Source organism: Streptomyces sp. NPDC085932 (assembly GCF_044540525.1).
GTDB classification, from domain to species: domain Bacteria; phylum Actinomycetota; class Actinomycetes; order Streptomycetales; family Streptomycetaceae; genus Streptomyces; species Streptomyces levis.
In genome coordinates this window covers 1,721,199-1,736,716 of the sequence record NZ_JBITSJ010000001.1, presented here as the reverse complement: position 1 = coordinate 1,736,716, position 15,518 = coordinate 1,721,199, and the positions used below count along the sequence as shown (strand labels likewise).

15 protein-coding genes and 1 pseudogene are annotated in these 15,518 nt (G+C 72.8%); 6 read left to right on the top strand and 10 right to left on the bottom strand.

The genetic code is table 11. The features are described from left to right. The first annotated feature begins 159 nt into the window (after positions 1–159). Complete coding sequence (locus tag ACIGAQ_RS07450; protein ID WP_399780742.1) at positions 160–354, top strand: hypothetical protein; 195 nt, start codon at positions 160–162, stop codon at positions 352–354. An 8-nt stretch (positions 355–362) separates the two neighbouring features. On the opposite strand, the gene ACIGAQ_RS07445 is transcribed toward ACIGAQ_RS07450, so the two are convergent. The 3 genes from ACIGAQ_RS07445 to ACIGAQ_RS07435 all read right to left on the bottom strand — a co-directional run bounded on the left by ACIGAQ_RS07445 (position 363) and on the right by ACIGAQ_RS07435 (position 3,952). Next, complete coding sequence (locus tag ACIGAQ_RS07445; RefSeq protein ID WP_399779817.1) at positions 363–1,166, bottom strand: TSUP family transporter; 804 nt, start codon at positions 1,164–1,166, stop codon at positions 363–365. Positions 1,167–1,298: 132 nt separating this feature from the next. Beyond that, positions 1,299–2,558, bottom strand: a complete 1,260-nt coding sequence (locus ACIGAQ_RS07440; protein ID WP_399779814.1) for an FAD-dependent monooxygenase — start codon at positions 2,556–2,558, stop codon at positions 1,299–1,301. After that, on the bottom strand, positions 2,555–3,952 hold the full coding sequence (locus tag ACIGAQ_RS07435; protein WP_399779811.1) for an MFS transporter: 1,398 nt from the start codon (positions 3,950–3,952) through the stop codon (positions 2,555–2,557). Before ACIGAQ_RS07435 ends, ACIGAQ_RS07440 begins: the two co-directional genes overlap by 4 nt. A gap of 92 nt (positions 3,953–4,044) precedes the next feature. Between ACIGAQ_RS07435 and ACIGAQ_RS07430 the strand changes: the two genes are divergently transcribed. After that, positions 4,045–4,677, top strand: coding sequence for a TetR/AcrR family transcriptional regulator (locus ACIGAQ_RS07430; protein ID WP_311687963.1), 633 nt, complete (start codon positions 4,045–4,047; stop codon positions 4,675–4,677). A 79-nt stretch (positions 4,678–4,756) separates the two neighbouring features. On the opposite strand, the gene ACIGAQ_RS07425 is transcribed toward ACIGAQ_RS07430, so the two are convergent. The 6 genes and pseudogenes from ACIGAQ_RS07425 to ACIGAQ_RS07400 form a co-directional block, all read right to left on the bottom strand. After that, a complete protein-coding gene (locus ACIGAQ_RS07425; protein WP_311687964.1) occupies positions 4,757–5,110 on the bottom strand; it encodes a hypothetical protein in 354 nt (117 codons plus the stop codon). Positions 5,111–5,230: 120 nt separating this feature from the next. Next, positions 5,231–5,650, bottom strand: a complete 420-nt coding sequence (locus ACIGAQ_RS07420) for an Hsp20/alpha crystallin family protein (protein WP_362284325.1) — start codon at positions 5,648–5,650, stop codon at positions 5,231–5,233. Positions 5,651–5,832: 182 nt separating this feature from the next. Next, positions 5,833–6,021: pseudogene (locus tag ACIGAQ_RS07415) on the bottom strand (monooxygenase); the annotation flags it as partial. A gap of 73 nt (positions 6,022–6,094) precedes the next feature. Continuing rightward, a complete protein-coding gene (locus ACIGAQ_RS07410) occupies positions 6,095–6,592 on the bottom strand; it encodes a hypothetical protein (RefSeq protein WP_399779807.1) in 498 nt (165 codons plus the stop codon). Between the two features lie 35 nt (positions 6,593–6,627). Next, a complete protein-coding gene (locus tag ACIGAQ_RS07405; RefSeq protein ID WP_399779804.1) occupies positions 6,628–8,013 on the bottom strand; it encodes a tryptophanase in 1,386 nt (461 codons plus the stop codon). Positions 8,014–8,017: 4 nt separating this feature from the next. Then, positions 8,018–9,196 (bottom strand): tryptophan dimethylallyltransferase family protein, encoded by a 1,179-nt coding sequence (locus tag ACIGAQ_RS07400; RefSeq protein WP_399779801.1) that lies wholly within the window; start codon positions 9,194–9,196, stop codon positions 8,018–8,020. Between the two features lie 186 nt (positions 9,197–9,382). Here ACIGAQ_RS07400 and ACIGAQ_RS07395 point away from each other — a divergent pair, with 186 nt between their 5' ends. After that, a complete protein-coding gene (locus ACIGAQ_RS07395; protein WP_399779798.1) occupies positions 9,383–12,361 on the top strand; it encodes a BTAD domain-containing putative transcriptional regulator in 2,979 nt (992 codons plus the stop codon). 30 nt (positions 12,362–12,391) lie between these two features. Here the strand turns inward: ACIGAQ_RS07395 and ACIGAQ_RS07390 are convergent, their stop codons facing one another. Then, positions 12,392–13,381: a magnesium and cobalt transport protein CorA gene (locus tag ACIGAQ_RS07390; RefSeq protein WP_311687968.1), complete on the bottom strand. Its 990-nt coding sequence runs from the start codon at positions 13,379–13,381 to the stop codon at positions 12,392–12,394. A 164-nt stretch (positions 13,382–13,545) separates the two neighbouring features. Here ACIGAQ_RS07390 and ACIGAQ_RS07385 point away from each other — a divergent pair, with 164 nt between their 5' ends. The 3 genes from ACIGAQ_RS07385 (at position 13,546) to ACIGAQ_RS07375 (ending at position 15,498) form a co-directional block, all read left to right on the top strand. Then, positions 13,546–13,746, top strand: a complete 201-nt coding sequence (locus tag ACIGAQ_RS07385; protein ID WP_399779795.1) for a hypothetical protein — start codon at positions 13,546–13,548, stop codon at positions 13,744–13,746. A 60-nt stretch (positions 13,747–13,806) separates the two neighbouring features. Continuing rightward, on the top strand, positions 13,807–14,868 hold the full coding sequence (locus ACIGAQ_RS07380; protein ID WP_399779792.1) for a YihY/virulence factor BrkB family protein: 1,062 nt from the start codon (positions 13,807–13,809) through the stop codon (positions 14,866–14,868). An 81-nt stretch (positions 14,869–14,949) separates the two neighbouring features. Beyond that, positions 14,950–15,498 carry a phosphatase PAP2 family protein gene (locus ACIGAQ_RS07375; RefSeq protein ID WP_399779790.1) on the top strand — a complete coding sequence of 183 codons (549 nt, stop codon included), beginning with the start codon at positions 14,950–14,952 and terminating at the stop codon, positions 15,496–15,498. The last annotated feature ends 20 nt before the right edge of the window (positions 15,499–15,518 follow it).

Sequence of the window (15,518 nt, the reverse complement as noted above, 5' to 3'; positions counted from 1 at the left end):
ACAGCCCAGCGCCCTGGTCGACCGGCCGGTCCGACCGGGGCGCTGGGCTGTGCGCGCCCCGGCCCCCTCTCCTCGCTCTCGGCGTCCTCGCCGTCCGCTGACGCGTCGGACGCTGCCCGTGCGCCGTGTCAGATGTCGGAGACGAGGGGCCCGAAGGCGATGCACAGCACCCTGAGGAAGGCGCCGGCGAGGAAGGTGGACACGCGGGTGCGGGCGCCCGAGACCTTCACGTTGATCAAGCCGGCCCGGGCCGAGGGCTTCGCCGCCACCCTCGGCGCGCGCCTGGAGGCCAACGCCCCGGATGCCCGCACCTGGAACCGGGCCGCCCGGCCGATGCCGCAGCGTCTCGGCTGACCGACCGGTCAGAGCGACACGCCCTGGGTGAAGGCCTGCGCCGCGTAGAGGGCGCCGAGCGCGGCGGCGAGGGTGCCCAGCAGGAGGCGGAGTGCGCCTTCGGGCACCCGCGGCTGAAGGCGGGCCCCCAGGTAGCCGCCGGCCAGCCCGCCGAGTCCGCAGGCCAGTCCGAGGAGCCAGTCGGGGGCGATGTCGTCGCCGCCGGTGAGGGCGAGCAGTCCGTACGTTCCGGCACCGACCAGGGAGGTCAGGAAGGTGGAGGCGAGGGCCGCGGGGGCGACCTTGGCGACGGGCATGCCACGGCCGACCAGGACGGGGCCGAGGATGGAGCCGCCGCCGATGCCGTAGACGCCGCCGATCGTGCCGACGGCGAGTGCCAGCAGGGTGAGGGTGCGTGGTGCGGGCTCGTGCGGTGTCGGGGTGGTGGGCGGGCGGAGCGTGCGGGCGATCAGCCAGAGTCCGAGGGGGAACAGGAGGACGGCGACCAGGAGCCGGAACACGGTGGGTCCGGGGAGGGCGAAGACGCGGATGACGGCGCCGAGGACGACGCCGGGCAGCGTGCCCGCGATCAGCCTGCGGGTCAACGGGCCGTAGAGGCTCCCGTCGTGACGGTAGCGCAGCAGGGCGCCGGGGCCGGCGACCACGTTGTAGAGCAGATTGGTGGGGGTGACGGCGGGGCTGGGGACACCGAGGACGCTGAGCTGGACGGGCAGCAGGAACACGGCGCCGGAGACACCGACCGGTGCGGTGACCAGCGCGATGAGAACACCGGCGGTGAAGGCGAGCAGGGGCGCTGTCCCGTCCGGCCCCATCCGCGTCCCCGCCCGTCCCTTGTCCGCCGCGTGTGGATCCCGCGGCCGGCGCCCTGCCTTCCGAGGGCGATGCCCTGGAACACTAGCGCCCCGGGATCGTCGCACCCGCCGTCACCACCCAGGGGGGCGGGTCTACCTCGCGGGCACGACGGCGGGCAGGGTGAGTGCCGAGTGGGCCGGTCGCCCCGTCGCGGCGGGCAGGGTGGCGAGCTGCCGCAGCATGGCGTTGCGCCGCTCCAGGGCCCGCGCGGTGGTCGGGAAGAGCTTGGCCTCGCCCTCACCGACCTGGTCCTGGTTCGCGGTCACGAACCCCCGGGTGTCGCGTTCGTAGGCGGCGAAGCCCGTGGTGTGGTCCCGGTCCGCGAGGGAGGCGGCGAGCATGTAGGCGCCGACGAGCGCGAGGCTGGTGCCCTGGCCGGTGAGGAAGGAGGGCGCGTACGCGGCATCGCCGAGCAACGCGACCCTGCCGCTGGACCAGCGGGGCATCCGGATCTGGCCGACCGCGTCGAAGTACAGGTCGTCCGCGTCGCGCAGGGCGGCGAGCATGCCCGGGACCTCCCAGCCCGCGTCGGCGAAGACCTCGTCGATCAGGGCCCGTTGCGCTTGAGCGTTCCTCAACGCGTCGTACGGTGGCTCCGGGTGGGCGAAGTTCAGGAAGGCGTGCACCTCGTCGTCGTCCCCGACGGCGTAGAGCGCGGCGGCCCTGCCCGGGCTGTTCCACATCACCGTCTCGTGGGACAGCCCGAGGGTGTTACGCATGGTGAACACGGCGAAGCAGTAGCCGAGATGGCGGTGGAACCGCTCCTCCGGGCCGAACACGAGCTCGCGCGTCCGTGAGTGCACACCGTCCGCACCGAACACCAGGTCGAAGGTGCGCGTGCCGCCGCCGCGGAAGGTCACGTCGACCCCGTGGCCGGATGCGTCGAGGGTGTCGATGGAGTCGTCGAACAGGAACTCCACGTCGTCGCGGACCGTCGCGTGGAGGGCACGGGTCAGATCCCCGCGCCGCACCTCCAGGTCCCGGCCCGTGGCGCCGGTGACGGTGCGCGGGCCGACCGAGACCACCTCTCCCCCGTCCTCGTCGAGGAAGGTGAGCCGGCGCAGGTCGACGTGCGCGTCCTGGAGCGACGGCAGGATCCCCATCCGCCGGACGACCTCCAGCGCGGTGCCGCGTATGTCGACCGGGTAGCCGCCGTGACGGGGTGCACTCGCCTTCTCGACGACCGTGACCGCGTACCCGTGGCGGCTGAGCCAGTACGCGAGGGCGGGGCCCGCGATACTGGCCCCGGAAATCAGGACCTTGCGCCCCGGCGTCCTGCCGACGGGCCTCGGCGGAGCGGGGGCGGGCCTCGGCGGAGCGGACACGGGCCTCGCGGGGTCGGTGCGGGTCATTCCTCGACTCCTTTGCGCATGGTGCGGGTGACGAGCAGGGACAGCGCCGTGACGGCGCCTGCGATGACGAAGCCGGTGACGAAGGCCGATTCGGCCGGGACGTCCGATCCGGACGGGGTACCGGCGGTCAGGAGCGCGCCCCCGACCTGCGCGCCCACGGCGTAGCCGACCACGCGTGTGACCAACACCAGGCTGGTGGCGATGCCGGTGTCGCCCCGGTCGACGGAGGCGGCGGTGCTGGTCACCAACGCCGTCACGCACAGGCCGCTCGCGAGCGAGATCATCACCTTGCCGATGACGAGGTGCCAGATCTCCGTGTGCACGGTGGCCAGTGCGACCAGGGCGACGGCCATGAGGGCGATCCCGGCGGTCACCACGGCGCGCGAGCCAAGGCGGCGCGCCCCGATCCCGCTGATCGGCCCGGCCAGCGCGGCGGCGGCGGCCCCGGGCAGCAGATAGAGGCCGATCTCGGTCGCGCCGGCCCCGAAGCCGTAGGCGTCGGCGGGCACCGCGAACAGTTGCGGGACGAGATAGACGGCCAGCGAGGTGCCGACGCAGGTCACGAACGTCAGCACGCACGCCCTCCACATCGCGGGCCGTGCCAGCATGCGCAGGTCGACCATCGGCGCGGCCGCGCGGCGTTCGACGGCTGTCCACCCGGTCACGAAGCCGGCCAGGACCAGGACGAGGGCGCCGAGCAGGAGGGGCCGTGCGGCGATGTCGGGTGCCAGGGCCAGCACGAGCATGAGCGTGACGAGCGTCCCGCTCAGCAGCAGCAGGCCGGGCCAGTCGATCCCGGTACCGTCCGGCCGGCTCGGTGGATCCTGCGGGAACAGCCTGTTCACCAGCAGGGTGCCGCCGATGACCGCGAGGGTGGGCAGCGCGAACATCCAGTGCCGGGACAGCCCTTCCGCGACGGGCCCGGCCGACAGCGTTCCCGCCATACCGCCCGCGACGAACAACCCGCTGACCACCCCGATGGCCACTTTGGACTCGCCGGCGGGGAGGTGGGTGCGCACCAGGATGAACGACAGGGGCAGGGCACCCACCATGGCCCCCTGGAGCACCTGGCCGAGCAGCAGCACCGGCAGGTTCGGCGCCAGGGAGGACACCAGACCACCGGCCGAGACCACCGCCATCAGCCGGATCAGGACGCGTTTCCCGCCGTAGCGGTCGCCGAGTTTGCCCGCGATCGGTGTGACGAGCGCGCCGGTGATGAGCAGCACGATGCTGAGCAACGCTCCTTCGGCGGGGCTCATGCCGAGTTCACGCTGGAGGAGCGGGAGGGTCGGCGTCACCACCGATTCCAGGGCGCCGGTGGCGATCGCCAGCGCGCCGAGGGCGGCGACGGCGGCCTTCCCGATGCGTAAGGGTGGAGCCAGAGTTGCGGTCATGGACGTCCTTCCGAGACGGCCGAGCAGGGTGAGGTGCGACCGGTTCGGAAACTACACTACACCGTGCAGTGTAGAACGGTTAGGATGTGCTCATGCCGACCACGAAGACCCTGCGCGAGGGCTCCGCGCGCAAGCGGGCCGCCATCCTCCAGGCGGCTCGGGAACTGTTTCTCGCCGACGGCTTCGACCGATCCAGCGTCGACGCGATCGCCGCCCGGGCCGAGGTGTCCAAGCGGACGGTGTACGACTACTTCGGGGACAAGCAGACGCTGCTGCAAGCCGTCGTCGACGCCATCGGCCAGTCGATGATCATGACCATCCGGGACACCCTGGACGACACCCTCACCGAGCTCACCGACGCCGGCGAACTCGAGGGCGCGCTGGTCGAGTTCTCGATGCGGATCGCCACCGACATGCTCGGCTCGGCGGAGTACGCCACGCTGCAACGCCTGGTGCGGGCGGAATCGGGGCATCTGCCGCACCGCGGCTACAACTCCATGGCCGACACGCCCGACGAGGCCATCGCCGAGCGCTTCGCCGCGTTCGCCGACGCCGGGCTGCTCGACGTGCCCGACCCCCGGCTCGCGGCCGACCAGTTCATCGCGCTGGCCTTCGGCGTCGCGCTGGACCGGCTCGGATCGGCGAACGCCGCGGAGGACGCCCGCGTCCGGCCGCTCGTCGTGGAGGGGGTCCGGACGTTCCTGCGGGCCTACCGCAGCAGGTAGGCCCGCAGGTGAGTTCGGCCGCGCCGAGGCGTGGACGGGGCGCCGGCGACGCCCCGGTGGACCGGACGCCGCCGACGCCTCAGTGGAACTCGTGGATCAGCTCGATTCTGCCGACGATGTGGGCGTTGAACTCGTCGAGCTCCTCGGCGGGCACCCACAGTTCGAGAATGGTCCGTCCGCCCGCCTGCTGGACGGGATATCTGCGCAGGAAGGCGGACTCGACCTCGAAGCGGGTGACGAAGCCGGCACCGTCGTGCTTGACGTTCCAGTCCCGCGCGATCCTCACGGCGTAGTCCTCGTTGAGGACCGGGTAGAAGATCGGCTGCTCGGGAAGGCGGGGCGGCCACGCGCGCCAGTCCGACTCACGCACCAGCTCCAGCTCCTCGGGCCCGGTGGGGCGCCACAAGGTGGTCGTCGCCTGCTGGTTGGTCACGGGAATCGCTCCTGGTCGGGCCACCGCCGGGTGCGGTCGGCCGGGAGCCCGACGCTATCGGCAATCGCAGGCCGGCGACCACTCCTCAACCGCGCGGACGGCGCGCCCACCGAGTGCCGCTCACGCGGTGACCTGCTTGGGCGCGCCGCCCGTGATGGCGATCTTGCGGGGCTTGGCGTGCGCGGCCAGCGGGATGCGCAGGGTGAGCACGCCGTTGTCGTACACCGCCTGGGCGGCGTCGGCGTCCAGGGCGTCGGACAGGGTCAGACGGCGGCTGAACCGGCCCGTCGGGCGCTCGGTGAGCACGGGCCTGGCCCCGTCCGGTACCGGGGAAGGGCGCTCGGCGCTCAGCAGGAGGGTCCCCCGTTCCACGGTCACCTCGATGCTGGAGCGCTCCATGCCCGGCAGATCGAACTGGACGAAGAACGCCTCGTCGTCGCGCCAGACATCCGCCGGGATGACGGTGCCGGCCGTGGCGCTCTGTGCGAGCTCACGCGCGAGCCGGTCCAGATCCCCCGGAGCGCCGGTACGCACAAGCATGCCCCACTTCTCCCTTCACTCCTGGCTGACAGCCGTCACGGCCGCGACCGTGACGGCAAGATCCGCCCTTTTCGTATAACGCAACCGGCGGACGGTTGACAAGTGCCGACTGGATCAAGTTGACACCGAGGGACTCAAGTTGGGTCCGAACCATCGGGTGAGGTGGTCGTCCAGATCCCGCGGCTGCGGATGTGCAGACCGACGATACGGACGAACGACACGGGCTCGATGTCCTTCTCCAGGACGAGGACCCGCCCGTCGTGCAGCCGGAGTTCGGTGGACGGCATCGCGCCGGTGGGTCCGTACCCGGCGATGATCACGTCGCACGAAGAGGGAGTCGACGGACCGCAGGTGTTCTGTGCAGCGTGCATCGGTGACACCTTTCGGGAGTGCCTTGGCGGCGAGGCGCTCCCGGCGACACGTCGGGACGTCCACTGCCTTTGCTCATCCCGCCGGTTCGATCCGCAGGGCGGCGGTGGTGTCGCGGACGTCGACGACCGTCAGGCTCATGGCGTCGTTGATGGTCGCCGCGGGGCCCTCCGCGCAGCGGAGGGAGACACCGCCGCCGCCGTCCGAGGACACGCCGCCGCCACCCGAACAGCCCGAGACGCTGTAGCCGGACCCCGTCAGCGACGCGGTCATCCGAACCTCGCCGTCGGCGATGGCCGTCACCTTGATCGGCCCCAGGCCGTACCGCTGCGGCACGGTCACGACGTCCCCCACGGCGACCTCGACCTCACAGGCCCCGTCGGCGCACGGCCCGGTGGGTGAGGGCGACGGCGTCGGGCCGGACGCGGAGGACGGCGCCTGTGAAGCCGTCCCGCCCGGGCGCCCTTCGTCCCGGGACCCCTCTTGGGTGTCCGCGGAGCACGAGATGAGTGTGGCGAACGCGACTGCGGCGAGAACGGCGACGGCGGCCTGGGAAGGCGTGCTGCGCATCATGGTCGCCATTGTGCGGTAAGGCTCCCGGCTTCGCGCTACCGGCGGCCGCCACCGGCGTCCACGTCGGGTTCCAGTTTGCAGCGGAAGTGGCGGAGCAGTGAGGGCTGTTCGATCAGGCGGTAGCCCGGAATCGACTCCTTGGCCTCGGCCGCGGCCGCCAAGACCTCACCCACGTGGTTCAGGTGACTCAGACCGTACGTCCGGCGGGGAAGTGCGAGCCGGACCAGTTCGTAAGGTGCCGAGGTCACCGGGTTGCCGTTCTCGTCCTCACTGCCGAGGTAGAGGGAGCCCAACTCCACCGAGCGGACGCCGCCTTCGAGGTAGAGCCGGCAGGCGAGCGCGTGACCGGGAAAGCGGTGCGGGGCGATGTGGGGAAGCAGCCGGCCCGCGTTGAGGTAGAGGGCGTGCAGCCCGGGTGGCTCGACGATGTCGATGCCGGCGGCACGGGCCAGGCGGGCGAGGTGCTGGGCGGCGTCCGCACGGGCCTGCAGATGCAGCGGATCGGTGACCTCGGTCAGCCCCTGGGCGATCATGTCCAGGTCCCGGCCGGCCAGACCGCCGTAGGTGGGGAATCCTTCCGTGGCGATGAGCAACAGCTCGCACCGCTCGGCGAGGGCCCGGTCGCGCAGCCCGAGGAAGCCGCCGATGTGGACGATGCCGTCCTTCTTCGCGCTCATCAGGCAGCCGTCGGCCAGGCGGAAGGCCCGCTCGGCGACCTGACGCGGGCTCAGGTGCCGGTAGCCGGCCTCGTGCCGGGTGACCAGCCAGGCGTTCTCGGCGAACCGGGCCGCGTCGAGGAAGAGCGGGACCGCGTGCTCCCGGCACAGCGCGGCGGCCCGGGTGAGATTGCTCATGGAGACCGGCTGGCCGGCCTCGCCGTTGTTGGTCAGCGTCATGACGACGAGGGCGATCCGGCCGGCGTCGGGCCCTCGAAGGGCTTCTTCCAGGCGGTGCAGATCGATGTCGCCCTTGAACGGCTCCGTGCTGTCGAGGTCCTTGGCCTGCGGGCAGGGCAGATCCACGGCGCGGCAGCCGGCGAGCTCCACATTGGCGCGCGTGGTGTCGAAGTGGGTGTTGCTCAGGGTGATCTGTCCCGGGGTGAGCAGCGCGGAGAAGAGGATGCGCTCCGCTGCCCGGCCCTGGTGGACGGGGAGGACGCAGGGATAGGAGGTGAGGTCCTGGACCACGTCCCGGAAGCGGTAGAAGGACCGTGAGCCGGCGTACGACTCGTCACCGGCCATGCCCGCGGCCCACTGTGCCGCCGACAGGGCTCCCGTTCCGGAGTCCGTGAGGAGGTCGATCGTGACCTCGTCGGCGCGCAGTCCGAACAGGTTGTGGTGCACCCGGCGCAGGGCCTGCTCACGCTGGGCCCGCGTCGTGATCGGGATCGGTTCGACGACCTTGATCCGGTACGGCTCCATTACCTCACCCCTCGCGGCCGGGCTCGACGGTGCGCGGAGGACGGACCGTGTAGGCCTCCGGCGAGAAGTAGACGTTCACGCGCGGCGGCTGCCAGGTGCTCTGCACGAGGGACACGTAGGCGATCAGCCCCACCCCGTCGGCCGGGCGGCGGGACGTCATCGCGGCCAGGGCGCGGTCGACGACTCCGGCGTCCATGCCGAGGCGCCGCAGGGCGGCGGTGGCGCGGTCCCGGGCCACTCCGTCGTGCGGGACGTAGTCGCGGACCGGTACGTGGACGGTGTGGCCACCCGGGTGTTCCGAGTCCCGTCCGGTGTACGACAGGCAGGAGACCAGGGGGCGGTGCGTGAAGCGCCCGGGGTCGCCGCCGACCGTGCGGCAGAAGTCCCGTACCCGGCGCGCCTCTCCCCCGGGCAGCAGGCGCGCCACGTCCTGCGCCTCCGCGGCGGTGACGTCGTGATGAGCGACGTAGACCTTGATCCGCGGGGTGTGCCAGTCGCCGAGATCGAGGGCGAAGAAGAGGATCTCGTCCCGGCCGGGGCCGCGCCGCGTGGCGCGTTCCCGGAAGGCGGGCCAGGCCCGGCCGAACCCGAAGCGCGCCAATGCCTCCTCGGCGACCTGGGCGGAGCGCTCTCGCCCGTGGGCCCGGGGGTCGACGTAGACCTTGACGCCCACCGGCGCGCGCGGTTCCCGCCGCTGTTCCATCGCACACCACAGTGCGAAGGAGCCTTGCATGACCGGCGGGAAGAACAAGTCCTCCACCCGGCGCACCGGTTCGGTGGAGAATCCCCGGCGCGTGGCCAGGGCCGCGAGGGCCCGCCGGCCGAGACGGCCGTTCTCCTCCAGCGTGGTCGCCGTGCAGCCGGGCTCGACCAGGAGGCGTACGGCCACGGGAGTCGCGCCGCCGAAGGCGAGCGAGAGCTCGGCGGGCGAGTGGTCGTCGCAGACGAACGAGGGTGAGGGCGGCCCGGCTCCGAGGGGGCGCAGGGCCGCCGGGCCGAGCAGGCCGATCAGGTCGAGCAGCGGGAGACCGGAACCGTCGGGCGGGTCCGCGATCCCGGTCGACTCGCACAGGCGACGCACCTGGCCTCTCAGGTGCTCGCCCAGGGTCGTACGTGGGTCAGTCCGTGCCGACGGCGTATCGCCGACGACGGTGTGCGAGTGCCGGGGATTGCTCAGGGCCATGGTGCGGACTCCAGGACGGTGTGCCGTGAACGCCGGGCCCACCTTCTCCGGCCCCGGACTCCCCTCAGTCACCTGCCGGTCACGCGGTGGCTACAATGTGTATCCGGGTGGTCACCTGGCGTGTGCCGGGGTGACCACCCGGGGCGAGCGGGCGGGGGAACGGTGAGCGGGCGGTACGAGTTCAGGGTGCTGGGACCCCTCGAAGTCCTGCGCGACGAGCGGCGCTTGCGCATCGACGCGGCGAAGGTCCGGCTGCTGCTGGCCGCCCTGCTCGCCGATGCCAACCAGGTGGTCACGGTGGAGACGCTGGTGCACCGGCTGTGGGGCGAGAACCCGCCCGGCCGTGCCCGCAACACCCTGCAGAACTACGTCCTGCGGCTGCGTCGCGCCCTGGGATGCGCCACCGGAGGTGCTCCGGTGCTCACCCGCCCCCACGGCTATCTGATCGAAGCCGAGCCGGACGCCCTGGACCTCCACCGCTTCACCGGCTTGGTACGCCAGGGCCGTGCGGCCCTCGAAGAGGGTGCGGCGGTTCGGGCGGCGCCCCTGCTGCGTGAGGCCCTGGGCCTGTGGCGGGGGGAGCCGTTGTCCGACCTGCCCGGGCATCTGCTCCAGGGCGTCGTGGCGACGCTGACCGAACAGCGCCTGGACGCACTGGAGTTGCGGATCGACGCGGACCTGGCGCTCGGCCGGGCGGCCGACGTGCTGCCGGAGCTGCGCGGCCTCATCGGCACCCACCCGCTGCGCGAACACTTCTGGGCTCAGCGGATGCTGGCGCTGTTCGACTGCGGACGGCAGGGCGAGGCGCTGGAGAGCTACCGCGAGGTCACGGCGCTGCTCGCCGACGAGCTGGGCATCGGCCCGGGAGCGGAGCTGAGGCAGGTGCACCAGCGGCTGCTGGCGGCCGCCCCGAACCTGGACGAGACGCGCAGGGCCCGGACGGCTCCCCCGGCCCGGGACGGTGAACTGCCGGTGGAGATGACGACGTTCGTCGGCCGGGAGACCCAGGTGACCGAGGTGCGGCGGCTGCTGGGAGCCGCCCGGCTCGTCACCCTCACGGGAGTGGGCGGCGTGGGCAAGACACGGCTCGCGCTGCGGGTCGCGGCGGACGTCGCGCCCTCCTTCGCCGACGGCGTCCGGCTCGCCGATCTCGCCCCGCTGAGCGACCCGGACCTCCTCGACCGGGCCGTCGCCGAGGCGCTCGGGTTGCGCGACCAGTCCGCGCGTCCCGCCGCGGACGCCATCGCCGGCCATCTGCGCGACCGTCGCCTGCTGCTGGTGCTGGACAACTGCGAGCACTTGGTCGACCACGTCGCCGCGCTCGTCCTGAGACTGGCGCGCGCGGCACCCGGACTGCGCGTCCTGGCCACGAGCCGGCAGCGCCTGGGAGCGCCCGGCGAGCACGTGCTGACCGTGCCGTCGCTCACCCTGCCCGGCCCCGACGACCCCGTGGGCGGCGGTGCGCGGGGCGAGACCGGAGCCGCTGCGGGGCGGGAACCCGGAGCCGGGCCCGGGGACCCGTGCACGGCCGCTCGCGGGGCCCTGGCCGCGGCGGAGATCGACGACCCGCTGCTGCGCTCCGAGGCCGTTCGGCTGCTCATGGACCGTGCCGCCGGCTCCGCCCCCGCGTTCCGGCTCACCGCCCGCAACCGCCGGGCGGTCGCCCAGCTGTGCCTGCGCCTCGACGGCATCCCGCTCGCCATCGAACTCGCCGCGGTGCGGCTCAGCGCGATGACGGCCGAGGAGATCCTGGAGCGCCTCGACGACAGGTTCCGCCTGCTGTCCGTGCCGCAGCCGCGCACGTCCGCCCGGTACCGGCACACCCTGCGCGGCGTCGTCGACTGGAGCTACGACCTGTGCACCGAGGGCGAACGGCTGCTGTGGAACCGGCTGTCCGTGTTCTCCGGCGGCTTCGACCTGGAGGCGGCGGAAACGGTCTGCGCCGGCGAGGGTGTGGACCGCGAGGACGTGCTCGACCTGCTGGCCGGTCTGGTCGACAAGTCGATCGTGGCGGTCAGTCACTCCGCCGACCGCGCCCGGTACAGCCTGCTGGAGACCATCCGCCAGTACGGCGGGCAGCGGCTCCGGGAAGCGGGCGAGACGGCCCGGCTGCGGGCCCTGCACTGCGAGTTCTACCGGCGGACGGCGGCGCGGGCCGGCCACGAATGGTGCGGTCCGCGGGAGGTCGACTGGCTGCTGCGGCTGCGCACCGAACTGCCCAACCTGCGCACCGCCCTCGACCAGTGCGCGAACCGGCCCGACCTTCGTGCCGCCGGGGTCGAGATCGCCGTCGGCCTGGCACGCACCCGCTGCTGGTTCTTCAGCAGCACACTGGGCGAGGGACGGCACTGGCTGGAACGGCTGCTCGCCACCGGCCCGGACGGTGCGCGCCCCTCGGCGGAGCCCTCCACGGTCGTCGGCGCCCTCGCGATGAAGGCGTGGATCGCGCTCTGCCAGGGGGACAACCCCGCCTCCGAGAGGTTTCTCGCCGAATGCCGCGCGGTGGCCCGGGAGTCGGCGGACGGCCTCGCGGCGGCGCCGGTGACGTACATCGAGGGGGCGTACGCCATGCTCGTGCGTGGGGATCCCGCCAGTGTCGCGCTGCTCGCCCTGGCTCGGGAGCGGTTCCGTGCGCTCGGGCAGGGCGGCGACGCGCACATGGCGACGATGCTGTGGGCCATGGCCGAGGCGTTCTTCGGCACCCGGGCCTCGGCGACGGCGGCCCGGGACGTGTACGTCGCCGAGGCCGAGGCGAGCGGAGCGGAGTGGGCGCGCACCTGGGCCCAGTGGTGCGCGGGGCTCGTGGAGTTGCGTCACGGCAAGGCGGAGAACGCCCTTCCGTCGCTGCGGGCCGCTCTGGTGAGGCAGCGCGGCATCGGGGACAGCTGGGGTCCGGTCTGGGGCCTGGAGACGCTGGCCTGGGCGGTGGCGGCCACCGGCGACGGCACGCGGGCGGCGCGGCTGCTGGGGGCCGCCCACCGTATGCGCCAGGACACGGGCGTGGCGCTCATCGGTCTGCGCCCGTTCCACGAGGCGCACGTCGCCGCCGAGAGACGGGTCCGCGCGCTGCTCGGTCCGGACGCGTACACGGCGGCCCGGTCCGAGGGCGCGACGGCCGGGGACGCCTTTCGGTACGTGCGCGACGGAGCGGCGTTCCAGGGGTGAGCGCCGCGAGGCCCGCCGGCCGCGGTGGTGTCACAGCCACCCGTTGCGGCGGAAGGCCCGGTACAGCAGTCCCGCGCCGAGGGCCATCACGGCCAGCGCGCACGGGTAGCCGTAGCGCCAGCTCAGCTCCGGCATGTCCGCGAAGTTCATGCCGTAGATGCCGGCGACCATCGTCGGGATGGCCAGGATGGCCGCCCAGGCGCTGATGCGGCGCATGTCGTCGTTCTGCCAGGTGCCCACCTTCGCCAGGTGGGCGTCCAGGACGGAGCCGAGCAGGTCGTCCAGGGCGCGGACCTCGGTGTCGGTGCGGGTGAGATGGTCGGCGACGTCACGGAAGTACGGGACCAGCTGCCGCGGCCAGGCGTCGGCGGGCCTGGTGAAGTCGTGCAGCACAGGGACCAGGGGCTGGACGGCGTCGCGGAACTCCACGACCTCCCGCTTGAGCGAGTAGATCTGCTCCGTCAGATCGTCCCTGGCGGGCGAGAACACGCACCGTTCCAGTTCGGTGAGGTCGGCGCGGACCTGGGCCGCGGCCTCGGCGTAGGCGTCGACGATCACGTCGGTGACCGCGTGGAGGACGCTCGCCGGGCCGAGCCGGGCCATCTCCGGGTTCCCGGCGAGCCTGCGAGCCGCCTCCGGTGTCGGGTCGAGCGTGCCGTGCCGGACGGTCAGCGCGAAGGACGGCCCGAGGAAGATCATCACCTCGCCGGTCTCCACGTCCGCGGTCCGCTCGACGAACCACAGCGTCTTCAGCGCGACCGCCAGCACGTCACCGTAGCGTTCCTGCTTGGGCCGCTGGTGCGCTGTCACGGCGTCCTCGATCGCCAGCGGATGCAGGTCCAGGTACTCCCCCAGCCGCTGCAGCTCGTCCTGGCCCGGCTCGTCCAGCCGGATCCAGGCGAACTCGTCCGGCTTCAGCGCGGCCAGCCGGTCGAGGGTGACACGGCAGCCGTCGTCCTCCTCCCGGCAGTCGAGCGTCTCGTGTTCGCCGGTCTGTTCTCGGTAGATCGCGCACTCCATCTCTCTCGGTTGCGCCGACCGCCGCGTTCCATGCACGCCCGGCGCACTGACTGGCGGCCCGCGCGCCGTCTGCACCCGGTGGTCACCGGACCCTCACATCTGCGCGCTGCCGACCGGTCCGGAAGGGGAACCCGGCCCCTAGCCGACCGGGAGGGAACGGGGCTGTGATCGCTGTCGCCGTGCTGCTGCTGCCGGCCCTGGGTGTGCTGCTGTACGCCATGGACCGCATCGAGGACCGGTTGTCGGGCCGCCCGCGCGCGGCCCGGCACGCCCGCAGACGCCACCTGCGCCTGGTCCACGACGCCGGGCCGTCCGCCGGACGCGGCCGGGCCCGGCATTCGGCACGGCGGGGCGCGGCGGCCTGACCGCGCCGCACGGCCGCGGCCGACCGCAATCGGGCGGGATTCCGGGGGTACCCGGCATGCATGAAGCTGCATCTTCCCGGGCGGAACGAGCACCACGGCAGCCACGAGCATGCGGAACGTGCGATCCCGCCGCCCGAGGAAGTGGGGCCGGGGCCCGCGGTGGAGCGGCGCGCGCCGGATGCCCCGACGCAGTTGCCGAAGCGGGCGTGGGCGGCGGTGCTGAAGGGCAGTCTGCGGGAGTTCCAGGACGACGAACTGACCGACCGGGCGGCCGCGCTGACGTACTACGGCCTGCTGTCGCTGTTCCCCGCTCTGCTGGTCCTGGTGTCGCTGCTCGGCCTCACCGGCAGATCCACGACGGACACGGTGGTGGACAACCTGGGGCGGCTCGCTCCCGGCTCCGTCCGCGACATCCTCACGGGGGCGGTCACGCAGTTGCAGGCCAACGCCGGCGTCGGGTCGGTCATGGCGCTCGTCGGTCTGGCCCTGGCGGTGTGGTCGGCCTCCGGATACGTGGCCGCGTTCATGCGCGCGGCCAACCGGGTCTACGACATGCCCGAGGGCCGTCCGGTGTGGAAGATCCTCCCCGTGCGGGTCGGCCTGACGGTCGCGCTGATGGTGCTCGCCGTCGCCAGCGCCCTGATCGTCGTCTTCACCGGTGCTGTGGCCCGGCAGGCGGGGACGGCCCTGGGGATCGGCGACACGGCGCTGACGGTGTGGTCGATCGCCAAGTGGCCCGTTCTGGTGGTCCTGGTCACGGCCATGATCGCGCTGTTGTACTGGGCCAGCCCGAACGCCAGGGTCAGGGGGTTCAGGTGGATCACCCCCGGCAGCTTCCTCGCCCTGGTCATCTGGATGATCGCGTCCGCGGCCTTCGCCGTCTACGTCGCCACCTTCGCCTCGTACAACAAGACGTACGGCACGATGGCCGGCGTCATCGTCTTCCTGGTCTGGCTCTGGATCGGCAACCTGGCCATCCTGCTCGGCCTGGAGTTCGACGCGGAGATCGTCCGGCAGCGGTCGATCGCGGGCGGCCTGCCCCCGGGCAAGGAGCCCTACACCGAGCCGCGCGACACCAGGGCGTGGACCGAGAAGGACGTGCGGCGGCTGGACGAGGCATGACCGGGGCAGCCGCCCCCGATGGCGCACAGATTCCGCGCGATGCGGCGGCTTCACTCGCCCGATTCGGGACAACCACAGGTCATGAGGTTGCTGACGGGCTTGTTCGAAGCTGATCGGGTGCTGACCCAGCAGGCTGCGTCCCGCATCCCGCGGGACGTCGCGAAGGTGCTGTCGGGCGTGGAGGAGGCCGCGCAGAATTCGAAACTGTGGTGCGGGGCCGCCGTCGCCATGGCCTGCCTGGGCGGATGGCGAGGCCGCAAGGCGGCCGCCGCCGGGCTGGGGGCCCTGGTGGTGGCGCAGTTGACGTCGAACGGCCTGTGCAAGCAGCTCGCCGACCGTCCCAGACCGCCCGCGGAATGGATCCCGCACGACGAGGTCGCCGACCGTCCGGACTCCTCCTCGTTTCCTTCCGGGCACACCGCGGCGGCGGTCGCCTTCACCGCCGCCGTCGCGCCCACCTGGCCGGTCGCGGGCGCGCTGTGCGCCGTTCCGGCGGCCGCGGTGGCCCTGGAACGGGTGCAGTCGGGCGCCCACTATCCCAGCGACGTCGTCGCGGGGGCCGTGATCGGGCTGGCCGGCGCCTGGCTGGTGCGCCGCGCCCCACGCCTGGTCCTGCGGCACGGGTGGTAGGACCTCACACGGGTGGCAGG

Bases quoted from the DNA above. Each gene is read 5' to 3' on its own strand.
- ACIGAQ_RS07450 (WP_399780742.1), top strand. From the start codon at position 160: ATGCACAGCACCCTGAGGAAGGCGCCGGCGAGGAAGGTGGACACGCGG.
- ACIGAQ_RS07445 (WP_399779817.1), bottom strand. From the start codon at position 1,166: ATGGGGCCGGACGGGACAGCGCCCCTGCTCGCCTTCACCGCCGGTGTT.
- ACIGAQ_RS07440 (WP_399779814.1), bottom strand. From the start codon at position 2,558: ATGACCCGCACCGACCCCGCGAGGCCCGTGTCCGCTCCGCCGAGGCCC.
- ACIGAQ_RS07435 (WP_399779811.1), bottom strand. From the start codon at position 3,952: ATGACCGCAACTCTGGCTCCACCCTTACGCATCGGGAAGGCCGCCGTC.
- ACIGAQ_RS07430 (WP_311687963.1), top strand. From the start codon at position 4,045: ATGCCGACCACGAAGACCCTGCGCGAGGGCTCCGCGCGCAAGCGGGCC.
- ACIGAQ_RS07420 (WP_362284325.1), bottom strand. From the start codon at position 5,650: ATGCTTGTGCGTACCGGCGCTCCGGGGGATCTGGACCGGCTCGCGCGT.
- ACIGAQ_RS07410 (WP_399779807.1), bottom strand. From the start codon at position 6,592: ATGATGCGCAGCACGCCTTCCCAGGCCGCCGTCGCCGTTCTCGCCGCA.
- ACIGAQ_RS07405 (WP_399779804.1), bottom strand. From the start codon at position 8,013: ATGGAGCCGTACCGGATCAAGGTCGTCGAACCGATCCCGATCACGACG.
- ACIGAQ_RS07400 (WP_399779801.1), bottom strand. From the start codon at position 9,196: ATGGCCCTGAGCAATCCCCGGCACTCGCACACCGTCGTCGGCGATACG.
- ACIGAQ_RS07390 (WP_311687968.1), bottom strand. From the start codon at position 13,381: ATGGAGTGCGCGATCTACCGAGAACAGACCGGCGAACACGAGACGCTC.
- ACIGAQ_RS07380 (WP_399779792.1), top strand. From the start codon at position 13,807: ATGAAGCTGCATCTTCCCGGGCGGAACGAGCACCACGGCAGCCACGAG.
- ACIGAQ_RS07375 (WP_399779790.1), top strand. From the start codon at position 14,950: ATGAGGTTGCTGACGGGCTTGTTCGAAGCTGATCGGGTGCTGACCCAG.